The 23,655-nt window shown below is 67.7% G+C and carries 23 protein-coding genes; 9 read left to right on the forward strand and 14 right to left on the reverse strand.

Annotation, left to right across the window (positions count from 1 at the left end):
• Window positions 1–23: 23 nt before the first annotated feature.
• Entirely contained in the window at window positions 24–827 is an 804-nt protein-coding gene (locus F572_RS0113125; protein ID WP_017942504.1) for a creatininase family protein, read from the forward strand.
• Between the two features lie 20 nt (window positions 828–847).
• Here the strand turns inward: F572_RS0113125 and ribA are convergent, their stop codons facing one another.
• The gene (gene ribA / locus F572_RS0113130; RefSeq protein WP_017942503.1) at window positions 848–1,993 is read right to left on the reverse strand and encodes a GTP cyclohydrolase II RibA; all 1,146 of its coding nucleotides are present in this window, start codon (window positions 1,991–1,993) and stop codon (window positions 848–850) included.
• Window positions 1,994–2,133: 140 nt separating this feature from the next.
• Between ribA and F572_RS0113135 the strand changes: the two genes are divergently transcribed.
• Complete coding sequence (locus F572_RS0113135; protein ID WP_017942502.1) at window positions 2,134–2,919, forward strand: RibD family protein; 786 nt, start codon at window positions 2,134–2,136, stop codon at window positions 2,917–2,919.
• A 51-nt stretch (window positions 2,920–2,970) separates the two neighbouring features.
• Here the strand turns inward: F572_RS0113135 and thrC are convergent, their stop codons facing one another.
• Genes thrC through alaC form a run of 3 tightly spaced genes read right to left on the reverse strand, consistent with a single transcriptional unit; the run spans window position 2,971 to window position 6,731 of the window.
• A complete protein-coding gene (gene thrC / locus F572_RS0113140) occupies window positions 2,971–4,113 on the reverse strand; it encodes a threonine synthase (protein ID WP_017942501.1) in 1,143 nt (380 codons plus the stop codon).
• Between the two features lie 40 nt (window positions 4,114–4,153).
• On the reverse strand, window positions 4,154–5,467 hold the full coding sequence (locus F572_RS0113145; protein WP_017942500.1) for a homoserine dehydrogenase: 1,314 nt from the start codon (window positions 5,465–5,467) through the stop codon (window positions 4,154–4,156).
• Between the two features lie 52 nt (window positions 5,468–5,519).
• Window positions 5,520–6,731, reverse strand: a complete 1,212-nt coding sequence (gene alaC, locus F572_RS0113150) for an alanine transaminase (RefSeq protein WP_017942499.1) — start codon at window positions 6,729–6,731, stop codon at window positions 5,520–5,522.
• Between the two features lie 189 nt (window positions 6,732–6,920).
• Between alaC and F572_RS0113155 the strand changes: the two genes are divergently transcribed.
• Complete coding sequence (locus F572_RS0113155; RefSeq protein WP_017942498.1) at window positions 6,921–7,313, forward strand: Mth938-like domain-containing protein; 393 nt, start codon at window positions 6,921–6,923, stop codon at window positions 7,311–7,313.
• Between the two features lie 25 nt (window positions 7,314–7,338).
• Here F572_RS0113155 and rpoS read toward each other — a convergent pair whose 3' ends face one another.
• From rpoS to surE, 5 genes are read right to left on the reverse strand one after another with little or no spacing between them, the layout of a single operon-like run.
• On the reverse strand, window positions 7,339–8,418 hold the full coding sequence (rpoS, locus tag F572_RS0113160; protein WP_017942497.1) for an RNA polymerase sigma factor RpoS: 1,080 nt from the start codon (window positions 8,416–8,418) through the stop codon (window positions 7,339–7,341).
• A 22-nt stretch (window positions 8,419–8,440) separates the two neighbouring features.
• Window positions 8,441–9,199, reverse strand: a complete 759-nt coding sequence (locus F572_RS0113165) for a peptidoglycan DD-metalloendopeptidase family protein (protein ID WP_017942496.1) — start codon at window positions 9,197–9,199, stop codon at window positions 8,441–8,443.
• A gap of 3 nt (window positions 9,200–9,202) precedes the next feature.
• Window positions 9,203–9,787 carry a YqaA family protein gene (locus F572_RS0113170; protein ID WP_017942495.1) on the reverse strand — a complete coding sequence of 195 codons (585 nt, stop codon included), beginning with the start codon at window positions 9,785–9,787 and terminating at the stop codon, window positions 9,203–9,205.
• A gap of 59 nt (window positions 9,788–9,846) precedes the next feature.
• A complete protein-coding gene (locus F572_RS0113175; protein ID WP_017942494.1) occupies window positions 9,847–10,512 on the reverse strand; it encodes a protein-L-isoaspartate(D-aspartate) O-methyltransferase in 666 nt (221 codons plus the stop codon).
• Window positions 10,502–11,272, reverse strand: a complete 771-nt coding sequence (surE, locus tag F572_RS0113180; RefSeq protein WP_017942493.1) for a 5'/3'-nucleotidase SurE — start codon at window positions 11,270–11,272, stop codon at window positions 10,502–10,504. Before surE ends, F572_RS0113175 begins: the two co-directional genes overlap by 11 nt.
• A gap of 109 nt (window positions 11,273–11,381) precedes the next feature.
• Between surE and F572_RS0113185 the strand changes: the two genes are divergently transcribed.
• The 3 genes from F572_RS0113185 to F572_RS0113195 all read left to right on the forward strand — a co-directional run bounded on the left by F572_RS0113185 (window position 11,382) and on the right by F572_RS0113195 (window position 13,455).
• Complete coding sequence (locus F572_RS0113185; RefSeq protein ID WP_017942492.1) at window positions 11,382–11,945, forward strand: Smr/MutS family protein; 564 nt, start codon at window positions 11,382–11,384, stop codon at window positions 11,943–11,945.
• 246 nt (window positions 11,946–12,191) lie between these two features.
• The gene (locus F572_RS0113190; RefSeq protein ID WP_017942491.1) at window positions 12,192–12,800 is read left to right on the forward strand and encodes a DUF3365 domain-containing protein; all 609 of its coding nucleotides are present in this window, start codon (window positions 12,192–12,194) and stop codon (window positions 12,798–12,800) included.
• Window positions 12,801–13,023: 223 nt separating this feature from the next.
• Window positions 13,024–13,455: a PAS sensor domain-containing protein gene (locus F572_RS0113195; protein ID WP_017942490.1), complete on the forward strand. Its 432-nt coding sequence runs from the start codon at window positions 13,024–13,026 to the stop codon at window positions 13,453–13,455.
• Window positions 13,456–13,467: 12 nt separating this feature from the next.
• Here F572_RS0113195 and truD read toward each other — a convergent pair whose 3' ends face one another.
• From truD to mrcB, 5 genes are all read right to left on the reverse strand, one after another.
• Window positions 13,468–14,544 (reverse strand): tRNA pseudouridine(13) synthase TruD, encoded by a 1,077-nt coding sequence (gene truD / locus F572_RS0113200; protein WP_017942489.1) that lies wholly within the window; start codon window positions 14,542–14,544, stop codon window positions 13,468–13,470.
• The gene (tsaB, locus tag F572_RS0113205; protein ID WP_017942488.1) at window positions 14,541–15,224 is read right to left on the reverse strand and encodes a tRNA (adenosine(37)-N6)-threonylcarbamoyltransferase complex dimerization subunit type 1 TsaB; all 684 of its coding nucleotides are present in this window, start codon (window positions 15,222–15,224) and stop codon (window positions 14,541–14,543) included. Before tsaB ends, truD begins: the two co-directional genes overlap by 4 nt.
• Window positions 15,225–15,520: 296 nt before the next feature.
• Window positions 15,521–17,488 (reverse strand): ATP-dependent DNA helicase, encoded by a 1,968-nt coding sequence (locus F572_RS0113210; RefSeq protein ID WP_017942487.1) that lies wholly within the window; start codon window positions 17,486–17,488, stop codon window positions 15,521–15,523.
• Window positions 17,481–18,008 (reverse strand): tetratricopeptide repeat protein, encoded by a 528-nt coding sequence (locus F572_RS0113215; RefSeq protein WP_051045153.1) that lies wholly within the window; start codon window positions 18,006–18,008, stop codon window positions 17,481–17,483. The genes F572_RS0113210 and F572_RS0113215 overlap by 8 nt, the downstream gene beginning before the upstream one ends.
• Before the next feature lie 41 nt (window positions 18,009–18,049).
• The gene (mrcB, locus tag F572_RS0113220; protein ID WP_155983913.1) at window positions 18,050–20,404 is read right to left on the reverse strand and encodes a penicillin-binding protein 1B; all 2,355 of its coding nucleotides are present in this window, start codon (window positions 20,402–20,404) and stop codon (window positions 18,050–18,052) included.
• Window positions 20,405–20,543: 139 nt separating this feature from the next.
• Between mrcB and F572_RS0113225 the strand changes: the two genes are divergently transcribed.
• From F572_RS0113225 to F572_RS14825, 3 genes are all read left to right on the forward strand, one after another.
• Window positions 20,544–22,106, forward strand: coding sequence for a bifunctional aminoglycoside phosphotransferase/ATP-binding protein (locus tag F572_RS0113225; RefSeq protein WP_017942484.1), 1,563 nt, complete (start codon window positions 20,544–20,546; stop codon window positions 22,104–22,106).
• 140 nt (window positions 22,107–22,246) lie between these two features.
• Window positions 22,247–23,044 (forward strand): hypothetical protein, encoded by a 798-nt coding sequence (locus tag F572_RS0113230; protein ID WP_017942483.1) that lies wholly within the window; start codon window positions 22,247–22,249, stop codon window positions 23,042–23,044.
• Window positions 23,022–23,576, forward strand: coding sequence for a C40 family peptidase (locus F572_RS14825; RefSeq protein ID WP_026143091.1), 555 nt, complete (start codon window positions 23,022–23,024; stop codon window positions 23,574–23,576). Before F572_RS0113230 ends, F572_RS14825 begins: the two co-directional genes overlap by 23 nt.
• The last annotated feature ends 79 nt before the right edge of the window (window positions 23,577–23,655 follow it).

Genomic DNA, 23,655 nt, shown 5'->3' on the forward strand with positions numbered 1-23,655 from the left:
GAGCGAAAGACAAGGCTGAATTCATGACTACCGACCCCCTGCCCTGGTGGCAAGACCTCACGAGCGCCGCGATCGCCGACCTCGCCACGCGCGATGCCGTCGCCATCCTGCCGCTGTCGGCCATCGAGCAGCACGGCCCCCACCTGCCGCTGGAGACCGACTACCGCATCGGCATCGGGCTGCTGCAGGCGGCCTTCGCAACGCTGCAGGACGACCTGCCGCTGGCGGTACTGCCCCCACTTGCGATCGCCACCAGCACCGAACACACCGGTTTCGCCGGGACCCTGACCCTGCGCCCGGAGACCGCCCTGGCCACTCTGCGCGACATCGGCGACAGCGTCGCGCGTAGCGGCCTGCGCCGCCTGCTGATCGTGAACAGCCACGGCGGCAATACCGCGATCTGCGACCTCGCCGCACTCGAGTTGCGCCGTACCCACGGCATGCTCGTGGTCAAGCATCACTATTTCACCCAGCCACCGCCGGAGGCGCTGGGCATCAAATCGTCAGAGCTTCGCCACGGCCTGCACGGGGGGCTGATCGAGACCGCGATGATGCGCTACCTCGTCCCCGGGAAGGTTCATATGGGAGCGGCGGCGGCTGCACCCTCTCTGGGCGCAAGGCTTGAGGACGAGATGGAAACGCTGGAACCGGAAGGCCGTGCGTCATTCGCCTGGATGGCGGGCGACCTGAACCCGTCCGGTGTGGTCGGTGATGCCGGTAGCGCCACCGCCGAGCTGGGGCAGCGTCTGGTCGAGCATTACGCCGGGCACCTGGCCGCGACGATCCGCGACGCCGCCGGCTTCGACCTGACGCACCTCGTCCGCTGAGACGGGCTAACGCGACACGCTTAGCCGCGCTCGGCCTCCGACGCCAGGAGCTCCTGCAGCCAGTGACCGCCGCGGTCGGCCTTGGTGCTGAGGTAACGCAGATTGTGGGGATTCAGCTTGCCGTGTACCGGCTCGCGGGCCACGACATCAATCCCGCCGGCGCGCAACGCGTCGATCTTGCCGGGGTTGTTGGTCAGCAAGCGGACGGTGTCGATACCGAGGAACTCCAGCATCTCCACCGCCGCGTCGTAGCGACGCCCGTCGGCTTCGAAACCGAGCTGGCAGTCGGAGTCGATGGTATCCAGCCCGGCCGTCTGCATGGTGTAGGCCCGCAGCTTGTTGGCCAGCCCGATGCCGCGCCCCTCCTGGGCCAGATACAGGAGTACCCCACCACCCGACTCGTTGATGGTCTTCACGCCCATACGGAGCTGGTCGCCGCAGTCACAACGCAGACTGCCAAAAAGATCGCCGGTCAGGCAGGCGGAATGGAGTCGTACCGGGACCGCCGCCGGCCAGTCGCGGGGCTCGCCGATCAGTACCGCCACGTGTTCGAGGATGCCATTGCCCTCGCGGAACAGCATGAAGCGGGTAACCGGGGCATCCGCCAGTGGCACGGGGGCCTCGCTGACGTAAGCCAGTTCGAGGCGCGGGTGCTGGGCCACCGCGCGCGCCTCCTGTTCGTCAACATCGAGGAACATGCCGTCCGCGAGGGCCGAGCGGATCGCCTCCGGCACCGGCTCTGGCACCGGTGCCGCCACCACGGCGGGCAGCAGCCGACCGGCGCGAACCAGTTCCAGTGCCGCGACCTCCGCCGGCAACGCGCGGGTCACCGCCGGCTGCCCCAGCGCGTCCTCGGGGTGCGCGGCCTCGTTCGAGGCCTCGGGCGCACTGGCCAGCGTAAACAGGGCCTCGGGATCGGTGTCGGGCGCGAATTCCAGCGCCACGCCCTCCCAGCCGTCCTGCAGCGGCTGGGACCAGCCCATTGCAGAGGCCCGGTGCGGCGTTAGAATCAGTCGAGGCGCGGACCCGGTCATATGGGTCAAGCGATCCAGCAACACGGGGGTGAGACCCTCGACGGCCGCAACGAGTACACTCGACTGCGAACCACTGACCAGGACCGGATGGCCCCGGCGAAGATCAAAGATCCCGCGATCGGCGTTGTGCATCGGGTACTTCCATAGGGAGTTTTGTTTATGACCAGCCTGCAAACCGCGAATTCCCCGAAACGGGGCCCCGGCTTAACCAGGCTGGTCGCTAGACTACCCCAACTGGCCCGTCGCGGTCCCGTAACCCCGGGATTTGCGGCATGACGGCCTATCCGGTCACCGAGGAGCAGGCCTGGCGCTGGCTCCTGGCCCAGCGGGCCGATCCCGGCTGCTGCCCCCTGCCCGGCCCGCTCGCGCCGGGGGCTCACGAGCTGCTGGACCTCTACGGTCCGATCGTCGAGGCCGCCAGCATCACGGTGGCCCAGCTCGGCCAAAGCCTGGACGGGCGCATCGCCACGGCCAGCGGCCACTCGCACTACGTGACCGGCCCCGAGGACATCGAGCGCCTGCATCGCCTGCGCGCGCTGGTGGATGCGGTCATCGTCGGGGCCGGCACGGTGGTCGCCGACGATCCGCGCCTGACCGTGCGCAAGACCGAAGGACCCAACCCCGTCCGCGTGATCCTCGACCCCGACGGCCGCATCCCCAGTAATGCCCATGTCTTCCGCGAAGCCGAGGTCCGTACCATCGTGCTGCACGCAGCCGGGTACGGGCCCTGCGGACTTCCCGAACACGTCGAATGCCTGGAGATGCCCACCGGGGCCGACGGACGCTTCGATCCCGCGCGCATCCGCGAACGGCTGGCAGAGATGGCGCTGCACCGGCTACTGGTCGAGGGCGGCGGCCAGACGGTCTCGCGCTTTCTGGAGGCGGACACCCTGGACCGCCTGCACCTGACCGTCGCGCCGATGCTGATCGGCTCCGGGCGTCCGGGCGTCACGCTGCCCGAGATCGATTCGCTGGATCAGGCCCTGCGTCCGCCCTGCCGCATCTTCCGACTGGGGGCCGACACCCTGTTCGACCTGGACCTGCGCAGCAAGCCCTGATCGAAGCGGGCTGGCCCATTCGGCACCCGCGCGACGCGATACCCGTACGGATCAGCTCAGGTTGTCGCGAATCGCGCGGGAGACCGCTTCCAGCTCCGCCGGGACCTTGGCCGGCTGCACCACGCTCTGGGCGATCGCGGTATCCGGATCCTTCAGGCCGTTGCCGGTCAGTGTGCACACGACGGTGGAGCCTTCCGGGATCTTGCCCTCGCGGATGTCGCGCAGCGCACCGGCCAGCGAGGCCGCCGAGGCCGGTTCGCAGAACACGCCTTCCTTCTCGGCCAGGAGCTTCTGTGCGGCCAGGATCTCGTCGTCCTGGCATTCGTCGAACCAGCCACCGGATTCCTCGCGCACCTTCCACGCCATGTCCCAGGACTGCGGATGACCAATGCGGATCGCCGTGGCCACGGTATCCGGGTTGTCGACCATCGCGCCGCGCATGAACGGCGCGGAACCGGACGCCTGGTAGCCCACCATGTGCGGGCGATTGCCTACCATGCCGCCACCCGCGTACTTGCAGTGCCCCTTGCAGTAGGCGCACGCATCGGTCACGTCGTCGCTGCTCTTGGCCGCCATCTCGCTGTAGCCGATCCAGTGCGCGGTGATGTTGCCCGCGTTACCCACCGGCAAGCAGTGGTAGTCGGGCGCGCGGCCCAGTTCCTCGACGATCTCGAAAGCGGCGGTCTTCTGGCCCTGGAGGCGATACGGATTGACCGAGTTGACCAGCGTCACCGGCGTGTTGGAGGCGACCTCCTTGACCAGGCGCATCCCGTCATCGAAGTTGCCCTCGATCTGGATCACGGTGGCGCCGTGCATCATCGCCTGGGCCAGCTTGCCCATCGCGATCTTGCCGTCCGGGATCACCACGAATGCAGTGATCCCGGCGCGCGCGGCATAGGCCGCCGCAGCGGCCGAGGTATTGCCGGTAGAGGCGCAGACAATCGCCCGCGAGCCCTCTTCCACGGCCTTGGTCACGGCCATGGTCATGCCGCGATCCTTGAACGACCCGGTCGGGTTCAGCCCCTCGAACTTCACGTAGATCTCGACCTCGCGCGAGAGCCCGCGCGGGATGTTGTTGAGCCGGATCAGCGGCGTGTTGCCCTCGCCCAGCGAGATGATGCGGGTGTCGTCGTGCACCGGCAGGCGGTCGCGATAGCGCTCGATCAGTCCGGTATAGCGGTGTCCAAAGGCCATGATGTTCTCTGTCGTTGAAGTGGTAGGCCGCGCACTGGGGTCAGCGCGCCAGCCCTTCCATGCGGATTCGGGTAATCGGGGTCAGCAGGTGATCCAGCGCCTCCAGGGCGGTGATCGCCTCGTTCATCGCGCCCTCGCGCACCTTGTGCGTCAGCATGATGATGGTCGCCTCGCCGCGCTCCGGGTCCGGCTCGCGTTGCAGGATCGCCTCGATGCTGATGCCGTGTTCGCCGAGGATGCGGGTAATGTCGGCCAGCACACCCGGGCGGTCCTGGGTACGCAGGCGCAGGTAGAACGACGTCTCCACATCGGCCAGGTCCAGCACCGGCTTGTCCGACAGGGCATCCGGCTGAAAGGCCAGGTGCGGCACGCGGTTCTCCGGGTCCGTGGTCAGGGCACGCACCACGTCGACCAGATCCGCCACCACGGCGGAAGCGGTCGCCTCGGCCCCGGCACCCGCGCCGTAGTACAGCGTCGGGCCGACCGCATCGGCATTGACCAGCACGGCGTTCATGACGCCGTCCACGTTCGCGATCAGGCGGCGTTCCGGGATCAGCGTCGGGTGCACGCGCAGCTCGTAACCCTTGGGCGTGCGGCGGGCAATACCCAGGTGCTTGATGCGATAGCCCAGCTCGGCGGCGAAGCCGACATCCTCGCGGGTGATGTTGCTGATGCCCTCCACCGCGACGCGATCGAACTGCAGCGGGATGCCGAAGGCGATCGAGGCCAGGATCGCGAGCTTGTGCGCCGCGTCGATACCCTCGACGTCGAAGGTCGGGTCGGCCTCGGCGTAGCCCAGCGCCTGCGCCTCGGCCAGCACGTCCTCGAAGTCGCGACCCTTGTCGCGCATCTCGGTGAGGATGAAGTTGCCGGTGCCGTTGATGATGCCGGCCAGCCACTCGATCTGGTTGCCGGCCAGGCCCTCGCGGATCGCCTTGATGATCGGGATACCGCCGGCCACTGCCGCCTCGAACGCGACCATCACGCCCTTTTGCTGGGCACGCTCGAAGATCGTGTTGCCATGCAGCGCGATCAGGGCCTTGTTCGCGGTCACCACGTGCTTGCCGGCGTCGATCGCCGCAAGCACCAGGTTCAGGGCCGGGTCGATCCCGCCCATCAGCTCGACGACGACCTCGACCTCGGGGTCATTGACGACCTCGGACGGATCGGTGGTCAGGCGGATCTGCGAGCAGTCGCACTCGCGTTCCCGGTTGATATCGCGCGCGGCGGCCGCCACGACCTGGATGTCACGACCTGCGCGCCGCGCGATCTCGGTGCCGTTGCGCGCCAGTACGTTGACCGTGCCGCAACCGACGGTGCCCAGTCCAAGAATTCCGATCTTTACCGGCGTCATAGCCTTACTGTCCTTGACGTCAGGCGCCAAGCGGCGCCCGGTGTTGATGGTGTTAAGAGTCCGCCGCGCTCGCGTCGGCCAGGATCGAGTCGGCACGGAACATTGCCTTGATCCCGCGCAGCGCCTGGCGCGTGCGTTGCTCGTTCTCGATCAGGCTGAAGCGCACGTGATCATCCCCGTAGTTGCCGAACCCGATACCCGGCGAGACCGCCACCTTGGCATCGCTCAGCATCTTCTTGGCAAATTCCAGCGAGCCCATCTCGCGGTAGGGCTCCGGGATCGGCGCCCAGACGAACATGGTCGCCTTCGGCTTTTCCACGTGCCAGCCGAGCTTGTTGAGCCCGTCGCAGAGCACGTCGCGGCGCACGCGGTAGAGCTCGCGGATCTCCTCGACGCACTCCTGCGGCCCCTCCAGCGCCGCGATGGCCGCGACCTGGATCGGCGTGAAGGTGCCGTAGTCGAGATACGACTTGATGCGCGCCAGCGCCGCGACCAGCGTCGGGTTGCCGCACATGAAGCCAACGCGCCAGCCGGGCATGTTGTAGGTCTTGGACAGGGTGTAGAACTCCACCGCGATGTCCTTGGCCCCCGGCACCTCGAAGATCGACGGGGCCTTGTAGCCGTCAAACGTGATCTCGGCATACGCCAGGTCGTGCACGATCCAGATGCCGTGCTCCTTGCAGATCGCCACCACTCGCTCGAAGAACTCGAGATCCACGCACTGCGTGGTCGGGTTCGCCGGGAAGTTCAGGATCAGCATCTTCGGCTTCGGCCAGGAGTCCTGGATGGCTCGCTCCAGCTCGGCGAAGAAGTCGACGTCCGGCGTCAGCGGCACATGGCGCACATCGGCACCGGCGATCACGCAGCCATACGGATGAATGGGATACGCCGGGTTCGGTACCAGGACGGCGTCCCCCGGCCCCAGCGTGGCCAGGGCCAGGTGCGCCAGGCCCTCCTTCGAGCCGATCGTCACGATCGCCTCGGTTTCCGGGTCCAGATCGACGTCGAATTGCGTCTTGTACCAGCGCGTGATCGCGCGGCGCAGGCGCGGGATGCCCTTGGAGACGGAGTAGCGATGGGTATCCCCGCGCTGCGCGGCCTCGCACAGCTTGTCCACGATGTGCTGCGGGGTCGGCTGGTCCGGGTTGCCCATACCGAAGTCGATGATGTCCTCGCCCCGGGCGCGGGCCTCGGCCTTCAACTGGTTCACGATGTTGAAGACGTAGGGCGGAAGGCGCTCGATACGGGGGAAGACGTCGGTCACGGGTCTGGGTCCTGGTTGGGGCCTGGGCAGTCGCTTTGCAGGGCCATGAAGGCCCCTCCGGATGCCGCACCGGAAAGCGCGCCAAAGTATAACCCGGGCCCGGACCTGTCAACGAATCGGGGCGCCGCCGCCCTCTGGTGAGGGTACCCATTCTTGAGTCATGCACGGCTCCGGAGTAGCGTACGCAGCATGCTGTTCTCCGAAGTCACCAGCGAGGAATCCTACATCGTCACCGGCTACGAGTCGGGCCGTGTCGGGATCAACCAGGTTGCGTACACCCGCAGCCTGATCGTGCGCCCGCACCACCTGCAGACCGACTGGCCGGTACAGACGTCGGAAGAGCTGACGGTTGAACATCTGCAGGCCGTGCTGGACACCCCACCCGAGGTCCTGCTGATCGGCACCGGCGAGGCACAGACGTTTCCGGATCGCGCGGTCTGGCGCCACCTGCGAGGGCAGGGTCTGGGCGTGGAGATTATGGATACCGCGGCCGCGTGCCGGACCTACAACCTGATCATGGCCGAGGGCCGCGACGTCGCGGCCGCCCTGATCATCGACGGTCAGGCTGAACACACCGAATAGGCAGGGCCCGGTCCCGTCCGCGGGATCAGGAGTTTGGCAGGACCTCGTCGCCCTTCATCCCGCGCGACTCCAGAAGCTTGCGTAACCGCTTCAGCGCATCCATCTGGATCTGCCGTACGCGCTCCCGGGTCACCCCGATCTCCGCGCCGACCTGCTCCAGCGTCGAACGCTCGAAGCCGTGCAGTCCGAAGCGGCGAACCAGTACCTCGCGCTGCTTGTGATCCAGTTCCTCCAGCCAGGCTTCCACCAGATGATGCAGGTCCTGATCCTCCAGCAAGGTGGAGGGTTCGGGGGCATTCACGTCCGCCAGGATATCGGTCAGTGAGCGATCCCCATCGGGACCCGACGGCAGATCCATGGACGTCGACGGCTCGGACATCGCCCGCAGTTTCTGGACCTCTGCCACCGGCTTGCCCAGGCGCTGTGCCAGCTCGTCTTCAGTCGGATCGCGGCCCAGTTCCTGGGTGAGGTTGCGGGCGATCCGCGCATGCATGCGCAGTTCCTTGCTCACATGCACGGGAATGCGGATCGTCCGGCCCTGGTTCATCAGGGCTCGCTCGATGGTCTGCCGGATCCACCAGGTTGCATAGGTGGAAAACCGGAAACCGCGCTCCGGATCGAATTTCTCCACCGCGTGCATCAGGCCCAGATTCCCCTCCTCGATCAGGTCGAGCAAAGGCAGGCCACGGTTCAGGTAGCGCCGGGCGATCTTCACCACCAGCCGCAGGTTGCATTCGATCATGCGCCGCCGCCCGGCATCGTCGCCCTGGCGCGCCAGACGTGCGTACTTGCGTTCCTCGTCCGGAGTCAGCAGCGGACGGTATTCGATGTCGCGCAGGTAGATCTGTATGGCATCCAGCTCGGCGGGCCGGGCATCGCGCAGCGTCTTCGGCCGCACCGGTGCCTCTTGCTCCGGTTCCAGCCCGACCGTGACGTCGGGAGCGGCGGCTGGCGGCTCGTCTTCGGAATCCGCTGCCTCATCGATTGGCTCGGCGGGACGGGACAGGTCTTCGGGCACCGTGTCTCCATCCTGTTCCGGCACCGGTTCATGGGGCAGGCTGTCGTCGTCCAGTTCCGGATCAACCGGCTGCCGGGTCTTGGCCATGAAAAGCCCTGCTCTTGAAGCGTCAGCGGTCCGGTAGATAGCGCGCCGGGTCAACCGGCGTCCCGTCCACCCGGATCTCGAAATGCAACATCGGGCGCTCGGCCCCCGATGAACCCAGACGCGCGATCGTGTCGCCCGCCTGCACCTGGTCACCCTCCGACACCAGCAGTTCGTCGTTGTGCCCGTAGGCACTGAGGAACCGCGCGTCGTGTTTGAGGATTACCAGTCGACCATACCCCACGAGCCCGCCACCTGCATAGACCACCTCCCCGGCTCGCGTGGCACGAACGTGATCCCCGCGGTCGCCCCCGATCGCCAGGCCCCTGCGCGTGCCGCTGCTGGAAAAACCTCGCAATACCTGGCCGTCCGCCGGCCATTGCCACCCCCCGGGGTCCGAAGGCGGCGGGCTCGAACGGGACGAAGTGGACGCGCTCTCCGAGCGCTGCGGGCTGCTGGATCCGCCCGAGGATGACGGCTGTGTGCGGGGAGTGGAAGCCGTGCGCGGCGGGCTGGGCGGCGACGATCGCGCCGCCCCCCTCAGCCGAAGGCGTTGCCCGGGGTGGATGACGTAAGGGGCGCTGATGGCGTTGCGGCGGGCCAGATCGCGCCATTCCAGTCCGTAGCGCTGGGCGATGCGGTACAAAGTCTCGTTGCGCTGCACCACATGGGTGTCCGGCATCGAGGCCCCGCTGGGGGCTCGCGCGGCACAACCGGCCAGCACGCCCACGACCAGGACCAGCACGAGCAGAGTCAGCCCTCCCTGAATCGCGCGCCGCCGCATCGGTCAATCCACGACCACGTAAATCGTCATGGCGACGACCAGCAGAATCACTGCCGCCCAGCCCACGCGCTCCATGTACGGGCGCAGGTGATGCTCCGCGCGCGGCCCCGCCCAGGCCATAAACAGAGCGACCAGGAAAAAGCGCAGGCCTCGACCCACCAGCGAGGCAAGAAAGAATGGCAGCAGCGCCATCGACAGGGCCCCTGCGGTCACCGTGAACAGCTTGTAGGGAATGGGCGAAAAACCGGCAATCAGCACCACCCACACGCCCCAGGTGGCGAACCAGGCCTCGGCCTGGCGCAGCTCGTCGCCATAGCCGAGCTGATGCAGCCAGGGCCCCAGCGACTCGAAGGCCAGCCAGCCAATCAGGTAGCCCAGAAGCCCGCCCAGCGCGGAGAACAGCGTGGTCAGTGCCGCCAGACGCCAGGCGGAGCGCGGACGCGCGGCCGCCATGGGTGCGAGCATCACGTCCGGGGGAATCGGGAAGAACGAGGACTCGGCGAATGAGAGCCCGGCCAGATAACGCGGCGCATGGCGATGCCGCGACCAGCCCATCACCCGGTCGTAAAGCGGCTCGAAGAGCTTCATCGGGACCGTACCGCCGCCACCGGTTCAGTCACGCAGGCACCGGGGTCCGGGATGCGTGCTCATTGCTCAGCCCCCGGCAGCATGGGCACGAACATCACCGCATCGAGGATATCGCGCACATAGGCCTCCTCCGTCCGGGTATAGCGCACCAGTTGCTGGCGTCCGTCCGGGCCTTCAACCGGTGCGACCAGGCGCCCGCCCAGCGCAAGCTGAGTCAGCAATGCCTCCGGGACCTCCTTGGGCGCCGCCGTCAGGATGATGCCGTCGAACGGCGCCTTGTCCGGCCAGCCCTCGCCGCCATCGCTGTGGCGGAGATTGACATTATTGATGCCCAGACGACTGAGCAGCTCGCGAGCGTTGCGGCTGAGCGCCTGGATGCGCTCGACGGAGTACACCCGGTCCACGATCTGCGCCAGAACCGCCGCCTGATATCCCGAGCCCGTGCCGACCTCCAGTACCGTTCTTGGCCGTTCGCCCTCCAGCAGTGCCTCGGTCATCCGCGCGACGATAAAGGGCTGAGAGATGGTCTGGCGATGACCGATCGGCAACGCCGTGTTTTCGTAGGCTCGATGGCCCAGTGCCTCCTCCACGAACAGATGGCGCGGGATCGTGCGGACCGCATCCAGCACGCGCGGGTCGCGAATCCCCTGTCCCTCCAGGATCCGGACCAGCCGATCGCGGGCCCGCTGCGAGGTCAGGCCTGCACCGGCGGCATCAGGAACCATGGCCAGCCTCCGGCAGGGAATCGTCCAGCCAACGTCCCACCGTGTCGATGGCATCGAAGCGCGTCAGGTCCACCTGGATCGGCGTGACCGAGACGTAGCCCTCGCGGACCGCGTGAAAATCCGTTCCGGGACCGGCGTCCTGTTCCGAACCCGCCGGTCCCACCCAGTAGATCGGGCGGCCACGCGGGTCTTCGTCGGCGATCATTGGCTCGGCCCGATGCCGATGCCCCAGACGCGTGGCCTGCACGCCGCGGATCTCCGATCGCGGCAGGTCGGGGACATTCACGTTCAGGATCGTCGCCGCCGGCAGCGGCACCCGGTTGATCCGGTCGAGCAGTTCGACCACCACGCTCGCCGCGGCGTCGTAGTGCTGCAGATCGGTCCCCACCAGCGACACCGCGATCGCCGGCAGTCCCAGGAAGCGCCCCTCCATTGCCGCCGCCACCGTGCCGGAATACAGGACGTCGTCGCCCATGTTGGCCCCGGAATTGATCCCGGAGATCACGACATCGGGTTCCTCCTGCAACAGCCCCGTAATGGCCAGGTGAACGCAATCCGTCGGCGTCCCATCCACCTGAACGTCACCGCCCTGGAGGTAGCGCGCCCGCAGGGGCCGCACCAGCGTCAGGCTGTTGCTGGCGCCGCTGCGATCCCGGTCCGGCGCAACCACGTGCACCTCGGCAATCCGGCGCAAGTGCGTCGCCAGGCACTGGATGCCCGGGGCGTGAATTCCATCGTCGTTGCTAACCAGAATGCGCATGCAGGAACAGGGCCGTTGGGAGGGCTCTTAATATACTGGAAACCGTCTTGGGCGGGCTCATTGATGCACACGATCGCGCCCGCCCCCCGAAAAGTGCGAGTATCCTGCCATGAACTCCGGGGATGATCCCAACGATTTCGACGAATTCCTGCAGGCCGTCGGCAACGTGCGACGTCTGCACAGCGATCAGGCGGATGTCCGTCCCCCGCGCCCGGCCGCCCGGGCGCGCCAGCGCGACGCCGACGAAGCGCGCGCCCACGCCGACTGGCTCAGCGATCCGCTCGACGCCGCCGACCTGCAACCGGGCGATGAACTGCGTTTTGCGCGTCCCGGCATCAGCCAGCGGGTGTTTCGGAAACTTCGAGGTGGACACTACCGTGTGCAGGACGAGATCGACCTGCATGGCCTGTTCGCGGACGAGGCCCGCCGCGCCATCGGCCTGTTTCTCGACGATGCGCGGCGCGAAGGCGCCCTTTGCGTTCGCATCGTGCATGGCAAGGGGCTGCGTTCGCGGCAACAGGGGCCGGTCCTCAAGGGCCTGACCGACCACTGGTTGCGTCAGCGCGACGACGTCCTCGCCTTTTGTTCCGCCCGCCCGGCCGACGGCGGAACCGGAGCGGTCTATGTCCTGCTCAAACGGCCACGCAATACCACGCCCGCCCCCCGAAAATAACCTCCTGCATGCCATAATTAGCCGAACCAACGGCTCACTCACATCCGGCACCTGACATATTCGCAATCCGCGATGTTCAGCCCTAGACTAAACCCACGCCTGTGAGGTGGCCTACGGAATCCGATGCCGGTTTCGGCAACTTTTCCGTGCACCCTCCCTTGCATTTGAACCATGATCGGTCCATTCTTTGTACAGCTCTTGTATAGGTACAGGACGCAACGGAATCTGCACTGCGAGGTATTTGCCATGAAGAACTGGAAGCTTGCCCCCCTGGCCCTCGGCCTGATCGCGTTCACGGCCGGCAGCGGCTACGCGAGTGCCGACACGATGCCGCAACTCAGCCAGGATGATCTGCAGGAACGCATTGCCGCCAATCGCGACGCGATCCAGAAGTTCGCCAGCACCCTGCAAGGGGAGCTGATGTCCGCCATGCAATCCGGTGGCCCGACCGAGGCGATCCAGGTGTGCAACGAGCGCGCCCCGGCCATCGCGCGTGACATCTCCGCCGAAACCGGCATCGAGATCGGCCGAACCAGCCTGAAGCTGCGCAACCAGGACAACGCCCCCGATCGCTGGGAGCGCCTTACGCTGCAGGGTTTCGAGGCCCAGCACGCAGCCGGCACGCCGGCTTCGGACCTGCCGCCGCGCTTCGGCGTGGTCGAATCCGACGACGGGGAACCCAAGTTCCGCTTCATGGCCGCCATCCCGACGGGCGGCGCCTGCCTCACCTGCCACGGTTCCCAGGTCAGCGGCGACGTGAAACATGCACTCGAACGCTTGTACCCGGACGACCAGGCGACCGGCTTCAGCGAGGGTGACGTGCGCGGTGCCTTCACTGTAACCCAGGAAATGTGACCGCCCGGGAGGCTCCGGCTTACACGCCGGGTCCGTCCCGAAAAGGCCGCCTCCGGGCGGCCTTTTTTGTGTCCGGATCTTCTCCCGGGCGCCGTGCCCGATGTCCGATTTTTGAACACACTCGAACCGGAACATGCTATTTTCGTGCCCTACAAGCGCGGTCACGGCACCCGGAATAGCCCCCCCGCGCCTTCGAGCCGCAGACCAGATCGATACCCGTTATATGACGCGAACAATAGACGCCGAACTGCTCGCCCTGGCGGTGGATGCCTCCAATGACGGCATCGTGATCGCCGAGCGCGAAGGCGACGACAACATCCTGATCTACGTGAATCGCGCCTTCGAGGAACTGACCGGATACCGCTCCGAAGAGATCCTGTACCGCGACTGCCGCTTCCTGCAGGGCGACGACACCGACCAGGAAGTGCGCCAGGAGATTCGCGCCGCCATCGAGGAGAACCGCCCCTGCCGCGTAACCCTGCGCAACTACCGCAAGGATGGCAGCCTGTTCTGGAACGAACTGTCGCTAACCCCGGTGTTCAACGACGAGGACCGGCTCACGTACTACATTGGCATCCAGAAGGACATCACCGACCGGGTCGAGGCCGAGCAGCGCGCCGAGCGCGCCGAACGCAAGCTCCAGAACTCCGCCTGACGCGCTTCCACATCAAGCGGACGCGCAAGCCTCCCTGGCCTGGCAAATCGCATCCAGGATACCGGTCGCATACTCCCCCGCCGACAGTTCCAGCGTCAGCAGCAGGTCCTCGCCTTCCCAGCGCCACTCCACGACGCCCGGCACCATGCGCAGGGCGCGCCGCGCCACCTTGACATCCGCCTTCTCCAGGCCTTCCGCCAGTGCCGGCTCGCGGGCCGCGACGGCCACTTCCAGTGCCCGAACATCGCCGTCGGTCTGCATCTCGCCCTTTCCCCATAACGGCCCCGTCGGGTGGATGTCCAGACGCCGGGCGCGCGCCTCCAGCTCGGCGTCCACTTCCGGCACCGCAAACACACTGCCCGAGCCTTCCAGATTGGCCACGTCCCCCGGGACCAGCCGGTCCCAGTCTCCACGGCGCACCCGCTCCGACAGCACCGCGTTGAAGATCGCCGAGCGCGCAGCGGAGAGCAGCAGGCTGCGCTGGTTGCGGCTGCGGGGTGGGCGTCCGCCGCCCAGCCATGCGCGGGCCTTGGCCAGATTGTCGCGGCCAAAGCGCTGGGGCCCGAAATAGTTGGGGATACCGCCGTCGCGGATCGCCGCCAGAATCGACTCCGCGGCCGACCGGTCGCCCTCCACACCCTCGAGGCGGATCTCGAAGCGATTGCCCGCCAGGTGCCCGGTGCGGAGCTTGCGCGCGTGCCGGGCCACTTGCCGTACGCGCATCCACCCCGCCGCCGGCCCGTCGTCCTGCCGCGAATTCCAGGCCTCCGCCCGGGCCGACCAGTCCGGCTCGGACTCCGGCGGGCACTGCACGCTGAACCATTGCCGCGTGACGGCCTGGCGATCCTTGCGCCCGGCGTAGCTAACCCGCCCGCGCCCCACGCCTGATTCGCGGCCCAGCCAGACGGCCACGTCCTCCGAGTTCATCAGGCGTTTCTCGATCTCCAGCCAGACATGCTCGCCCTCCCCCTCCGGCAGGGTGGCCGGCAGTTCCTCGACCCGAAAATCCTCCGGCTGGCCCTTGATCGTGGCGCACAGTGGAGGCTGCCACGGATATGGGGTCGCGTTGCTCGCGGTCTCCTGGCTCATCGCGGGGCCGCCGGTTGTGCAACGTCGTCGCGTACATACACCGGCTGCGCGTCCTCGGGGGCCACGGCCTCGCCGCGCTCCCAGGCGTCCACCGCCAGTAACGCGACCTCACGGGCATCGGGCAGTGCGTCGGCGTCCACCGCCTGCATCGAGAGCGCCAGCGCGCCCGCCAGCTCGGGGAAGGCGGCGAATGCGGAGCCAAGGGCATACCCCTCTCCAAAAGGCCATGCGACATCGAGGGCATCGGGTGCACCGACCTGTTCGGGGGCCGCGATCACTCGCTCGCCCCGCACCGGACAAAGGCTCCAGTAGATTTCGCCCATGCGTGCATCCAGCGCCGCGAGTACGGCCGCCGGCCGTCGCCCCTCCCGCAGGGCCTGCTGCGCCAGCGCCTGCAGCGTGGAGACCGGGACCACGGGGCGATCCAGCGCGAAGGCCATCCCCTGCGCCACGCCCAGCCCAAGGCGGACGCCCGTAAAGGCCCCGGGCCCCCGGCCCACCGCGATCCCATCGAGACTACCGCGGGGGATATCCGCTTTCCGCAGCAGCTGCTCGACCTGTCCCAGAATCAGTTCGCCATGCCGACGGGCGGCCCGCTCCCGGACCCCATGGATCTCGCCATCGATATACAGCGCGGCCGAACACTGTTCCGTTGCGGTTTCCAGTGCAATCAGGCGCATGGTTTCGTCTCCCGGGCCTGTTGTAGGGAAACACTGATCCATGTACACGCTCGCGCTCGAGTCGCTTTTGCGTGCGAACAAGGCGCGGTGACCGCCGTGCAGTCATTCTGCACAAGGGAATCGCAACGCCGTGCGCGCGCCAGTTTCGGTCGACAACGGGCGGCCGGGCCCCTTCGGCGTTGGCACCCAAGGTTCCCCGATCCTGCGTTGCGGCCCTTGCCGGTAGAACCACTACCGACTGCGCACCGCGCCTTGTCTCGGAAAACCTGGGGTGCCAACGCGAGCGTGTACATGGATCAGTGTTTCCCTAGAAATCGCAGTGCGGCGGCCGGTTCCCGCGTGCGATGGAACGGCGGCAGGCTGGCCAGGAAGCGCCGGCCGTAAGACTTCCCGGTCAGGCGCGGATCGCACAGGGCGAGGATGCCGGCATCATCGGCATCCCGAATCAGCCGTCCCGCGCCCTGCTTCAGAGCCAGCACCGCCTGCGGCAGGGTGAATTCCATAAACGGCGAACGCCCCTCGGCCTCCAGTGCCGAGGCCCGGGCCTGCAGCACCGGGTCATTCGGCGCGGCAAACGGCAGGCGGTCAATGATCACGACGGACAGTGCCTCGCCGCGAATATCGACCCCTTCCCAGAAGCTGTGCGCCCCCAGCAACCAGGCCCTTCCCGACTCGCGAAAACGCGCCAGCAGATCACCCCGCGGCTGTTCCCCCTGCACCAGCAGCTCGCGGTCATCCGGCAGCTCGGCTCGCAGGATCGTCGCCGCCTCCTGCAGGGCCCGGTGGCTGGTAAACAGAAAGAACCCCCCACCGGGATTGTCGCGCAGCAGGGGCCAGGCCCAGGCGATGCAGGCCCGCGTGTACCCCGGATCGTTGGGATTGGGCAGTGGAGGCTGTGGATGCACCAGACAGGCCTGGTGCGGGAAGTCAAAGGGGCTGTCCAGGCGCTCGCTGGCCACGTCCGCCGGGAGCCCGAGCCGGCGCGCGGCGTGACCGAAGTCCTCACCGACGGCCAGCGTCGCCGAGGTGAAGATCCAGGCTGCCGGACGCGCCGCCCGGCGCTGCGCCAGGGGGCGCGCCGCATCCAGCGGGGTTCGGTGCAGGGTCAGGCTCTGGCTGAAGCGCTCTGCCCAGGCCACCGTGTCGGGCGTCTCCTGGCGCCATTCGCGCAGGCGTTCAAGCAGGAGGGCGCTGCGCGCGCGCAGCTGCTCCAGGCCTGGCGCCCGCGGCGCCGCCGCCTCCAGGGCATCGCCGACAAAACCCAGCGCCGCGTCCAGCCGGTCCAGCAGCGGGTCGAGGGCGCCATCCGGGTTGACCGTGTCCCAGCTCGAGCGCCCTTCCCAGGTCCGCGAGGCGTCGAGCAGCTCGGCCACGCTGGCCTCCAGTTCCGCGACCCGCTGACGGATATCGAGCATCTCCGGGGCGTGCTGCTCCTGCTCGCGCCGCGCATCGCGCGCCAGCTCCCGCAGCGCACGGGTCCCGACCGCAATCCCGAAGAACGACCCGGCGATATCGGGCAGCTGATGCGCCTCGTCCACGATCACCGCGTCGACCTCCGGCAGGAGCTCCCCGAAGCCCTCCTCCTTCAGCGCCATGTCGGCCAGCAGCAGATGGTGGTTGACCACCACCACGTCTGCCTCCTGCGCCCGTTTGCGTGCCTGCACCACGAAACAGTCGTTGTAGTTCGGACATTCACCGCCCAGACAGTTGTCCACGGTCGAGGTTACCTGCGGCCACAGCATCGAGTCCTCCGCGAGGATCCCGGCCTGACCCAGATCGCCGGTATCGCTGGACCGCGCGAAACGTTGCAGCGCCTCGATCACCGGCAACTGATCCCGCCGCACACCGCCACCGGTCGCCCCGCCAGCCTCCGCGGCCGCGAGTTCCAGCCGGTAGTGGCACAGGTAATTGGCCCGCCCCTTCAGCAGCGCCGCGCGCGGGCGATACCCGAGCGCCTCGCAGACCATCGGCAGGTCGCGTTCGAAGAGCTGGTCCTGCAGGGTCTTGGTCCCGGTGGAGATCAGTGCCCGGCGGCGCGACTGCAGGATCGGCACCAGATAGGCGAAGGTCTTTCCGACCCCGGTGGCCGCCTCGACCAGCAGCGCGGTGGGCGCGGTGGCCAGCGCCTCTTCCACGGCCACGGCCATGCGCTGCTGCGGCTCGCGCGGGCGAAAGCCCTCCACCGCAGTGGCAAGGTCACCGCCCGGGCTCAGGGCACGCACAGCCGCCGAGCCCGCCGCGACGGTGCTGAACGCGTCAGACAATGTCGGATTCCAGGCGGCGAATCGCCTCACGGGCCTCGGCGGCACCCGCCGCATCCCCCTGGGCCTCGCGCGCCTGCAGGATCAGGCGCCAGTTCTTCAGGGCCAGCTCGCGGTCCCGGCTGCCGGCCATCTGCAGGGAACGCCCGGCCAGGCGCTCGGCCTGCTGGTACTGCCCCTGTTCCAGGCGCAGCGCAGCCATCTGGTGCCAGAGACCCGCATCCCGCGGCGCGATGCGCAGGGCCCGTTCGAGGCGCTGTTCCGCCCGCGCCGTATCCCCCGCCTGGCGGGCGGACTCCGCCTGCTGCGCCAGGTTCAGCGCAGCGGCGGGGGTCGCTTCACGTTCCGGCTCGGGTGCCCGGGAATCCGATTCCCGCGCCGGATCCTCTTCGCCGGCCCGTTCCGCGTCATCGGGCGCCTGGGTGCCGGCATCCCGGGGGGCCGGCGTCGCGCATGCAGCCAGCAACAAGGCCAGCGCTACCGCAAGCGCAGCCGGCGCGACCGAATGGCCTCGAACGCGAATCTCAATGCCGGAAAAACAGGTCTTTGCGGTACACACTTTCTTCAACGGAATAGCCTCTCGAACCAGCCCTGCCGGCCGGAATCACTGCCCCGATCACAATCGGCGCGAGTCTCAGGGCCCGAATTCTGCCAGAACGGCAGCGTCTTCACCGACTCGCAGGCATGGTCATCATTCTCCACCCGCAGCCCGGAGGCGAGGTCGATCCCCTGATAGGCGATCCCGGGGTGCCCCTCCAGATGCAGGGGCTGGACGCCAATCCCGTCCATGATCTCCGCCCAGACCGGAGCGGCGGAGACCCCGCCGGTCAAGCCGGTCGGGCGATTGTCGTCCATCCCCAGCCACACCACCGCCACGTGGCGGTCGTCGAAGCCGGCGAACCAGCTATCGCGGAAGTTATTGGTGGTACCGGTCTTGCCCGCCACCACCTGGCCGTTCAGGCGCGCATCGATCCGGCGCCCGGTTCCCTCGCGCGTGACGTCGTGCAGAGCGTGCATCAGTACCCGAACCGAGCCATCCGACACCGCGCCCTGCAGCGACAGGCCATAGTGCGAGAGCATCGCGTCGTCCTGGTCCAGCACATCGCGGATGACCCGCGTGCCCGTTGCATAGCCCCCATTGGCGAGCGCCTGGTAGAGCCCCGCCACCTCCAGCGGAGACAGCTCGATGGCCCCGAGCGCCAGCGAAGGCAGTGGAGCCGGCGTACGCTGCAACCCCAGCGTCTGCAACAGGCTCACCACCTGGGAAATGCCGATGTCCTCCGCGAGACGCACGGTCGCCACGTTATACGACTGCACCAGGGCCTCCCAGGCTGTAACCGGGCCGCGATACTCGCGATCGAAATTCCGCGGTGTCCACGGTTCGCCATGCGGCAGTTGCAGGGTGAGCGGGCTGTCGTCGAGCAGCGTAGCCAGGGTGTAGCGATCCGGATTGGTCAAGGCCGCGAGGTAAACGAACGGCTTGATCACGGACCCAACCTGGCGCTGCGCCTCCACCGCCCGGTTGTAGCCGGGATAGCGTGGATTGCGGTCCCCCACGACCCCCAGCACCTCGCCGGACTGCGGATCCGTCACCACCGCCGCGGCCTGCAGGGCCTCAAGATCCGTCCTGCCTCCACGGCGGCGCACGAGATCGTCCACACCCCGCACCAGACGATCCTCCAGGCGCATCTGCACCACCGGGTCCATGGTGGTAAAGATCCGCAGGCCCTCGCTGCGCAGGTCCTCGTCGGCGTAGTCGGAACGCAACTCCCGGCGCACCAGATCGAGGAACGCCGGGAAGCGGCTGCGCCCTTCCGGCATCACCGGGGACACATCCAGCGCCGTCGCGAGCGCCCGGTCCACGCGCCCGCGACTGGCAAGCCCGGTCTCCGCCATCGCTTCCAGGACTCGATCCCGGCGCTGTGTGGCCCGCGCGGGAAACCGCCTTGGATCGTAGTAACTGGCGCCCCGTGCCAGCCCCACCAGCAGAGCGAGTTGATCCAGGCGCAGCTCGTTCAGCGGACGCTGGTAGTAGAATTGCGCCGCCTGCCCGAAGCCGTGAATCGCACGCTCGCCGGTCTGGCCCAGGAACACCTCGTTCAGGTAGGCCTCGAGGATCTCCCGCTTGTCGTAGCGATGCTCCAGCAGCAGCGCCATGACCGCCTCGTTCAGCTTGCGGGTGAGCGTCTGCTCGCGGGTCAGGTAGAAATTCTTGACCAGCTGCTGGGTCAGTGTGCTGCCGCCCTGGACCGTACGACCGGCGCGCAGATTGGCGAGCGCCGCACGGCCGATACCAACGGGATCGATACCGCGGTGAGACATGAACCGGCGATCCTCGATCGCCAGCAGCGCCCCGATCAGCTCGCGCGGCACCTCGTCGATATCGACCAGGATGCGGTCCTCCCCGTGGGTCGGATAGATACTGCCGATCAGCAGTGGCTCCACGCGCATCAGATCCACGTTGCGCCGATTGGCCTGCTCGGCGACCGACTGCACCCGACCATTCGACAACCGCACCCGAACCGAATGGGCGGGCTCCGCGCCGTCCCCGAACATGAACGGCCGGGTGGTCAGCCGGGCCACGTTCCCACCGATGTGGAACTCCCCGGGACCGGCCCCGTCGGCCGTCTCGCGATAGTTCAGGGCGCGCAGCTCCGTCTCCAGCGCATCTGCGGTCAGTGGGCGCCCGGCATACAGTTCCAGCGGTCGCGCATAGACCCGGGCCGGCAGGGCCCAGCGCTGGCCCTCGAACCGTTCGCGGATTTCGCGGTCCAGTTGATGGACGTAGACCCCGCCCACCGCCACGACGGCGAGCAGCAATCCGGCCAGGGTCCAGCCACCGGCCCCGAACAGACGCCGGAGACGTCCCTTTCGGGCCGGGCTTCGCTTGCGTGGACGTCGAGAGGGCTTTCGCGGCATGGCGGGTACGGGACGGGGTGACCAGAACGGCTGCAATGGTAACCTGACAGACAGGCAAAAACGGGTGCATGGCCGGCGATTCCGGGAAAAACCTGTAGCCCCCGCCACCCCCAACCCCACGTCTCAACGCGGAGCCTCGATGACCGAACTGGAACAGCACCACACTCGTCTGCGCCACCTGGTCGAGGGCCCCGGGTTTCCCGCGCCGGCGCCCGACCCGAAGACCGTGCGCACCATCGAGACGCATATCTCCACCGTGATCCTTGCCGGCGACGACGCCTACAAGTTCAAGAAGCCCCTGGACCTGGACTTCCTGGACTTCTCCACGCTCGAGGCCCGGCGCCAGTTCTGCGAGACCGAACTGGAGATCAACCGCCGCCTGGCGCCGCAGATTTATCTCGAGGTCGTCACCCTGAATGGCGACGACGCGAGCCCGGTCATCAACGGACCGGGCCCCATCCTCGATTACGCCGTACACATGCGCCGGTTCGACCGCGAACGCCAGCTGGACCGACTGCTGGAGCAGGACCGGCTGCCGGCGGCCGCCATGGAGGCACTGGGTCACTACATCGCTGCCTTCCACGAGCGAACCGAACGCACCGACACCCGTTCCGAATACGGCACGGTGGACGCCGCTACCCAACCGATGCTGGACAACTTCCCGGCCCTGGAAAAGGCCGTCACAGGTGCGGCCGATCGCGCACGACTCGAACGACTGGAGGCCTGGACCCGATCGGAAATCAATCGCCTTCAGCCTCATCTTCAGAAAAGACATGATGACGGATACGTCCGCCATGGTCATGGCGACCTGCATCTGGGCAACCTGGTGTACGTCGACGACGAGGACGGGAACGAGGTCCCGGTCGCGTTCGACGCCATCGAGTTCGACCCCGCCCTGCGCTGGATCGACGTGATCTCCGAGATCGCCTTTACCACCATGGACCTTCTGGCGCGGCAGTCCCGGGCCCATGCCTGGCGGCTGCTGAACGCCTATCTGGAGGGCCGCGAGGACTTCGACGGGCTCGCCCTGCTGCCGCTGTACCAGGTCTACCGAGCCCTGATCCGCGCCAAGGTCCAGGGCATTCATGGCGCCGAGGCCCAGCTCCCCTCCGACGAGCAGGCCGCCCACAAGGCCGAGATGGGCCGCTACCTCGCGCTGGCCGACCGCCTGACCGAACGCGGGGCCCCGCGGCTGATCCTGATGCATGGGGTCTCCGGCAGCGGCAAGACCGTGATCAGTACCCAGGTGCTGGAGGCCCTGGGCGCCGTGCGCCTGCGCTCCGATATTGAACGCAAGCGCATGCCCACGCCGGTCGACTACAGCGACTCCGGGCGCGCCCGGATCTACGACCACCTGCACGCGCGGGCAGATCAGCTGCTTTCGCTGGGTCTCACCGTGGTGGTGGATGCCACCTTCCTGTCACGCGACCAGCGGGCGCCATTCCAGGCCCTGGCGCGCAAGCATTCCGCCGGCTTTGCAGTGGTGGCCTGCCGCGCACACGAGACCATCCTGCGCGAGCGCCTGGAACAACGGGCCCGCGCGGGCCGCGATGCCTCGGACGCGGGCATCGAAGTCATGGAGAAACAACAGCCGCAGCAGGAATGGCCCTCCGACGACGAAGGCTGCATCGAGGTCGCCCCGGAGGCCCCATTGGATCCCGATGCCCTCGCGCGCCAATTGCTGCGCCCCGTCGCATCCTGAGCGACCGGGTACAATCGCACATGGACAGGCCGCCGAAAGGTCCTCAACATAACGGGATCGCGGCACTGAAGCGTTGCTGGCGGAGCAGTCGGTTGAATCGTCCCGCTCGCGCCGACACCCCACAATCCGCAGGAGTTCCCATGCAGCCTCGTTCCGGCCCGCTCGCCCATCTCCGCCAGGCACTCGCGCCCATCGCCGCGTGCGGGCTCCTCACGCTCGGCACTGTCGCCCAGGCCGACGCGCTCCTGCACTACGTGGACGACGAGGGCCTTGAGAGCCAGATCCTGGTACGCGGCGATATCGTTCGCATGGAACTCAACGAGTCCATCAGCGGCACCTCGGGCTATATGCTGTTTGACGCCACGACCGACCAGTTGACCGTCGTGGACGACACGGAGCAGACCTACACGCCGCTGACACGCGAGGTCATGGATCAGCAGATGCGCGCGATGACCGACATGGTCAGCGACCTGCGGCGCCAGATGGAGCAACTCCCGCCCGAGGTGCGCGCGCAGCTCGAAGAGCAGCTGGGCATCGGCGCCGAGGGCTTCGACGCCGAGATCGACACCCGTGCCACCGACCGGCAGCGGGCGATCGGGGACTTCGTCTGCGACGACTACGAGGTCCTGATCGACGGGAACGTGCAAAGCACCGTCTGCGTCGCACAACCCGATGCCCTGGGGCTTCGGCAGGATGACTTCGCCACCCTCGGCGGTCTGATGGACCGGCTGTACGAACTGTCCCTGAGTGCCCTGGAGGCCGGTGGGCCCATGGCCTCGCAGATGGGTGCCTCCCTGCTTCCGCGGGTCGACGGCATCCCGCTGGAGGTCAGCGAGCAGGACGGTGTCACCACTCGCCTGGCGGGCATCTCCACGGACGACCTGAGCCCCGAGCTCTTCACCGTTCCCGACAGCTATGCCGAACGCGATCTCTTCTGACCGCGTCCGGTCCCGACTGGCACTGGTGCTTACCGGATCCGGCCTCGCGTTCCTCGCGGCCTGCAGCACAGGCCCCGAACCGCGCGAGTCCGGTTCAGTCTCAACCATTGCCACACCCCAGTCCCTGCCCGAAGGCCCGATGAGCCCCGCGCCGGAGGCCGGCCTGGAGCGCTCGGAGGTCGTACTCACCGCCCTCGGCCATCTCGATACGCCCTACCGCTATGGCGGCACCGACGCCTCAGGACTGGACTGCTCCGCGCTCGTCCAGCGCGCCTACAGGGAGGCGGGCCGCAGCGTTCCCCGCACCACCCGCGATCAGGCCCGCGCCGCCACGCGCCGTGACGGGTCGCCCACGCCGGGCGATGTGGTCTTCTTCGCCATCAGCGGGAATCAAATCGACCACGTCGGGGTCTACGTGGGTGACGGGCGCTTCGTGCATGCCCCGAGCTCCCGCGGACAGGTCCGCATCGAACATCTCGACAATCCGTACTGGGCGCCGCGCACGCGCTTTGCCGGCCATTTCTTCGACTGACGACACATGCCTTTCGCGGGCGGCACCCCGGTTCGGGCACCGGCCCCACCTCCGCTACACTGCCAGCACCAACCAAGAC

Origin of the sequence: Thioalkalivibrio sp. ALE14 (assembly GCF_000376845.1) — a bacterium.
Classification (GTDB): domain Bacteria; phylum Pseudomonadota; class Gammaproteobacteria; order Ectothiorhodospirales; family Ectothiorhodospiraceae; genus Thioalkalivibrio.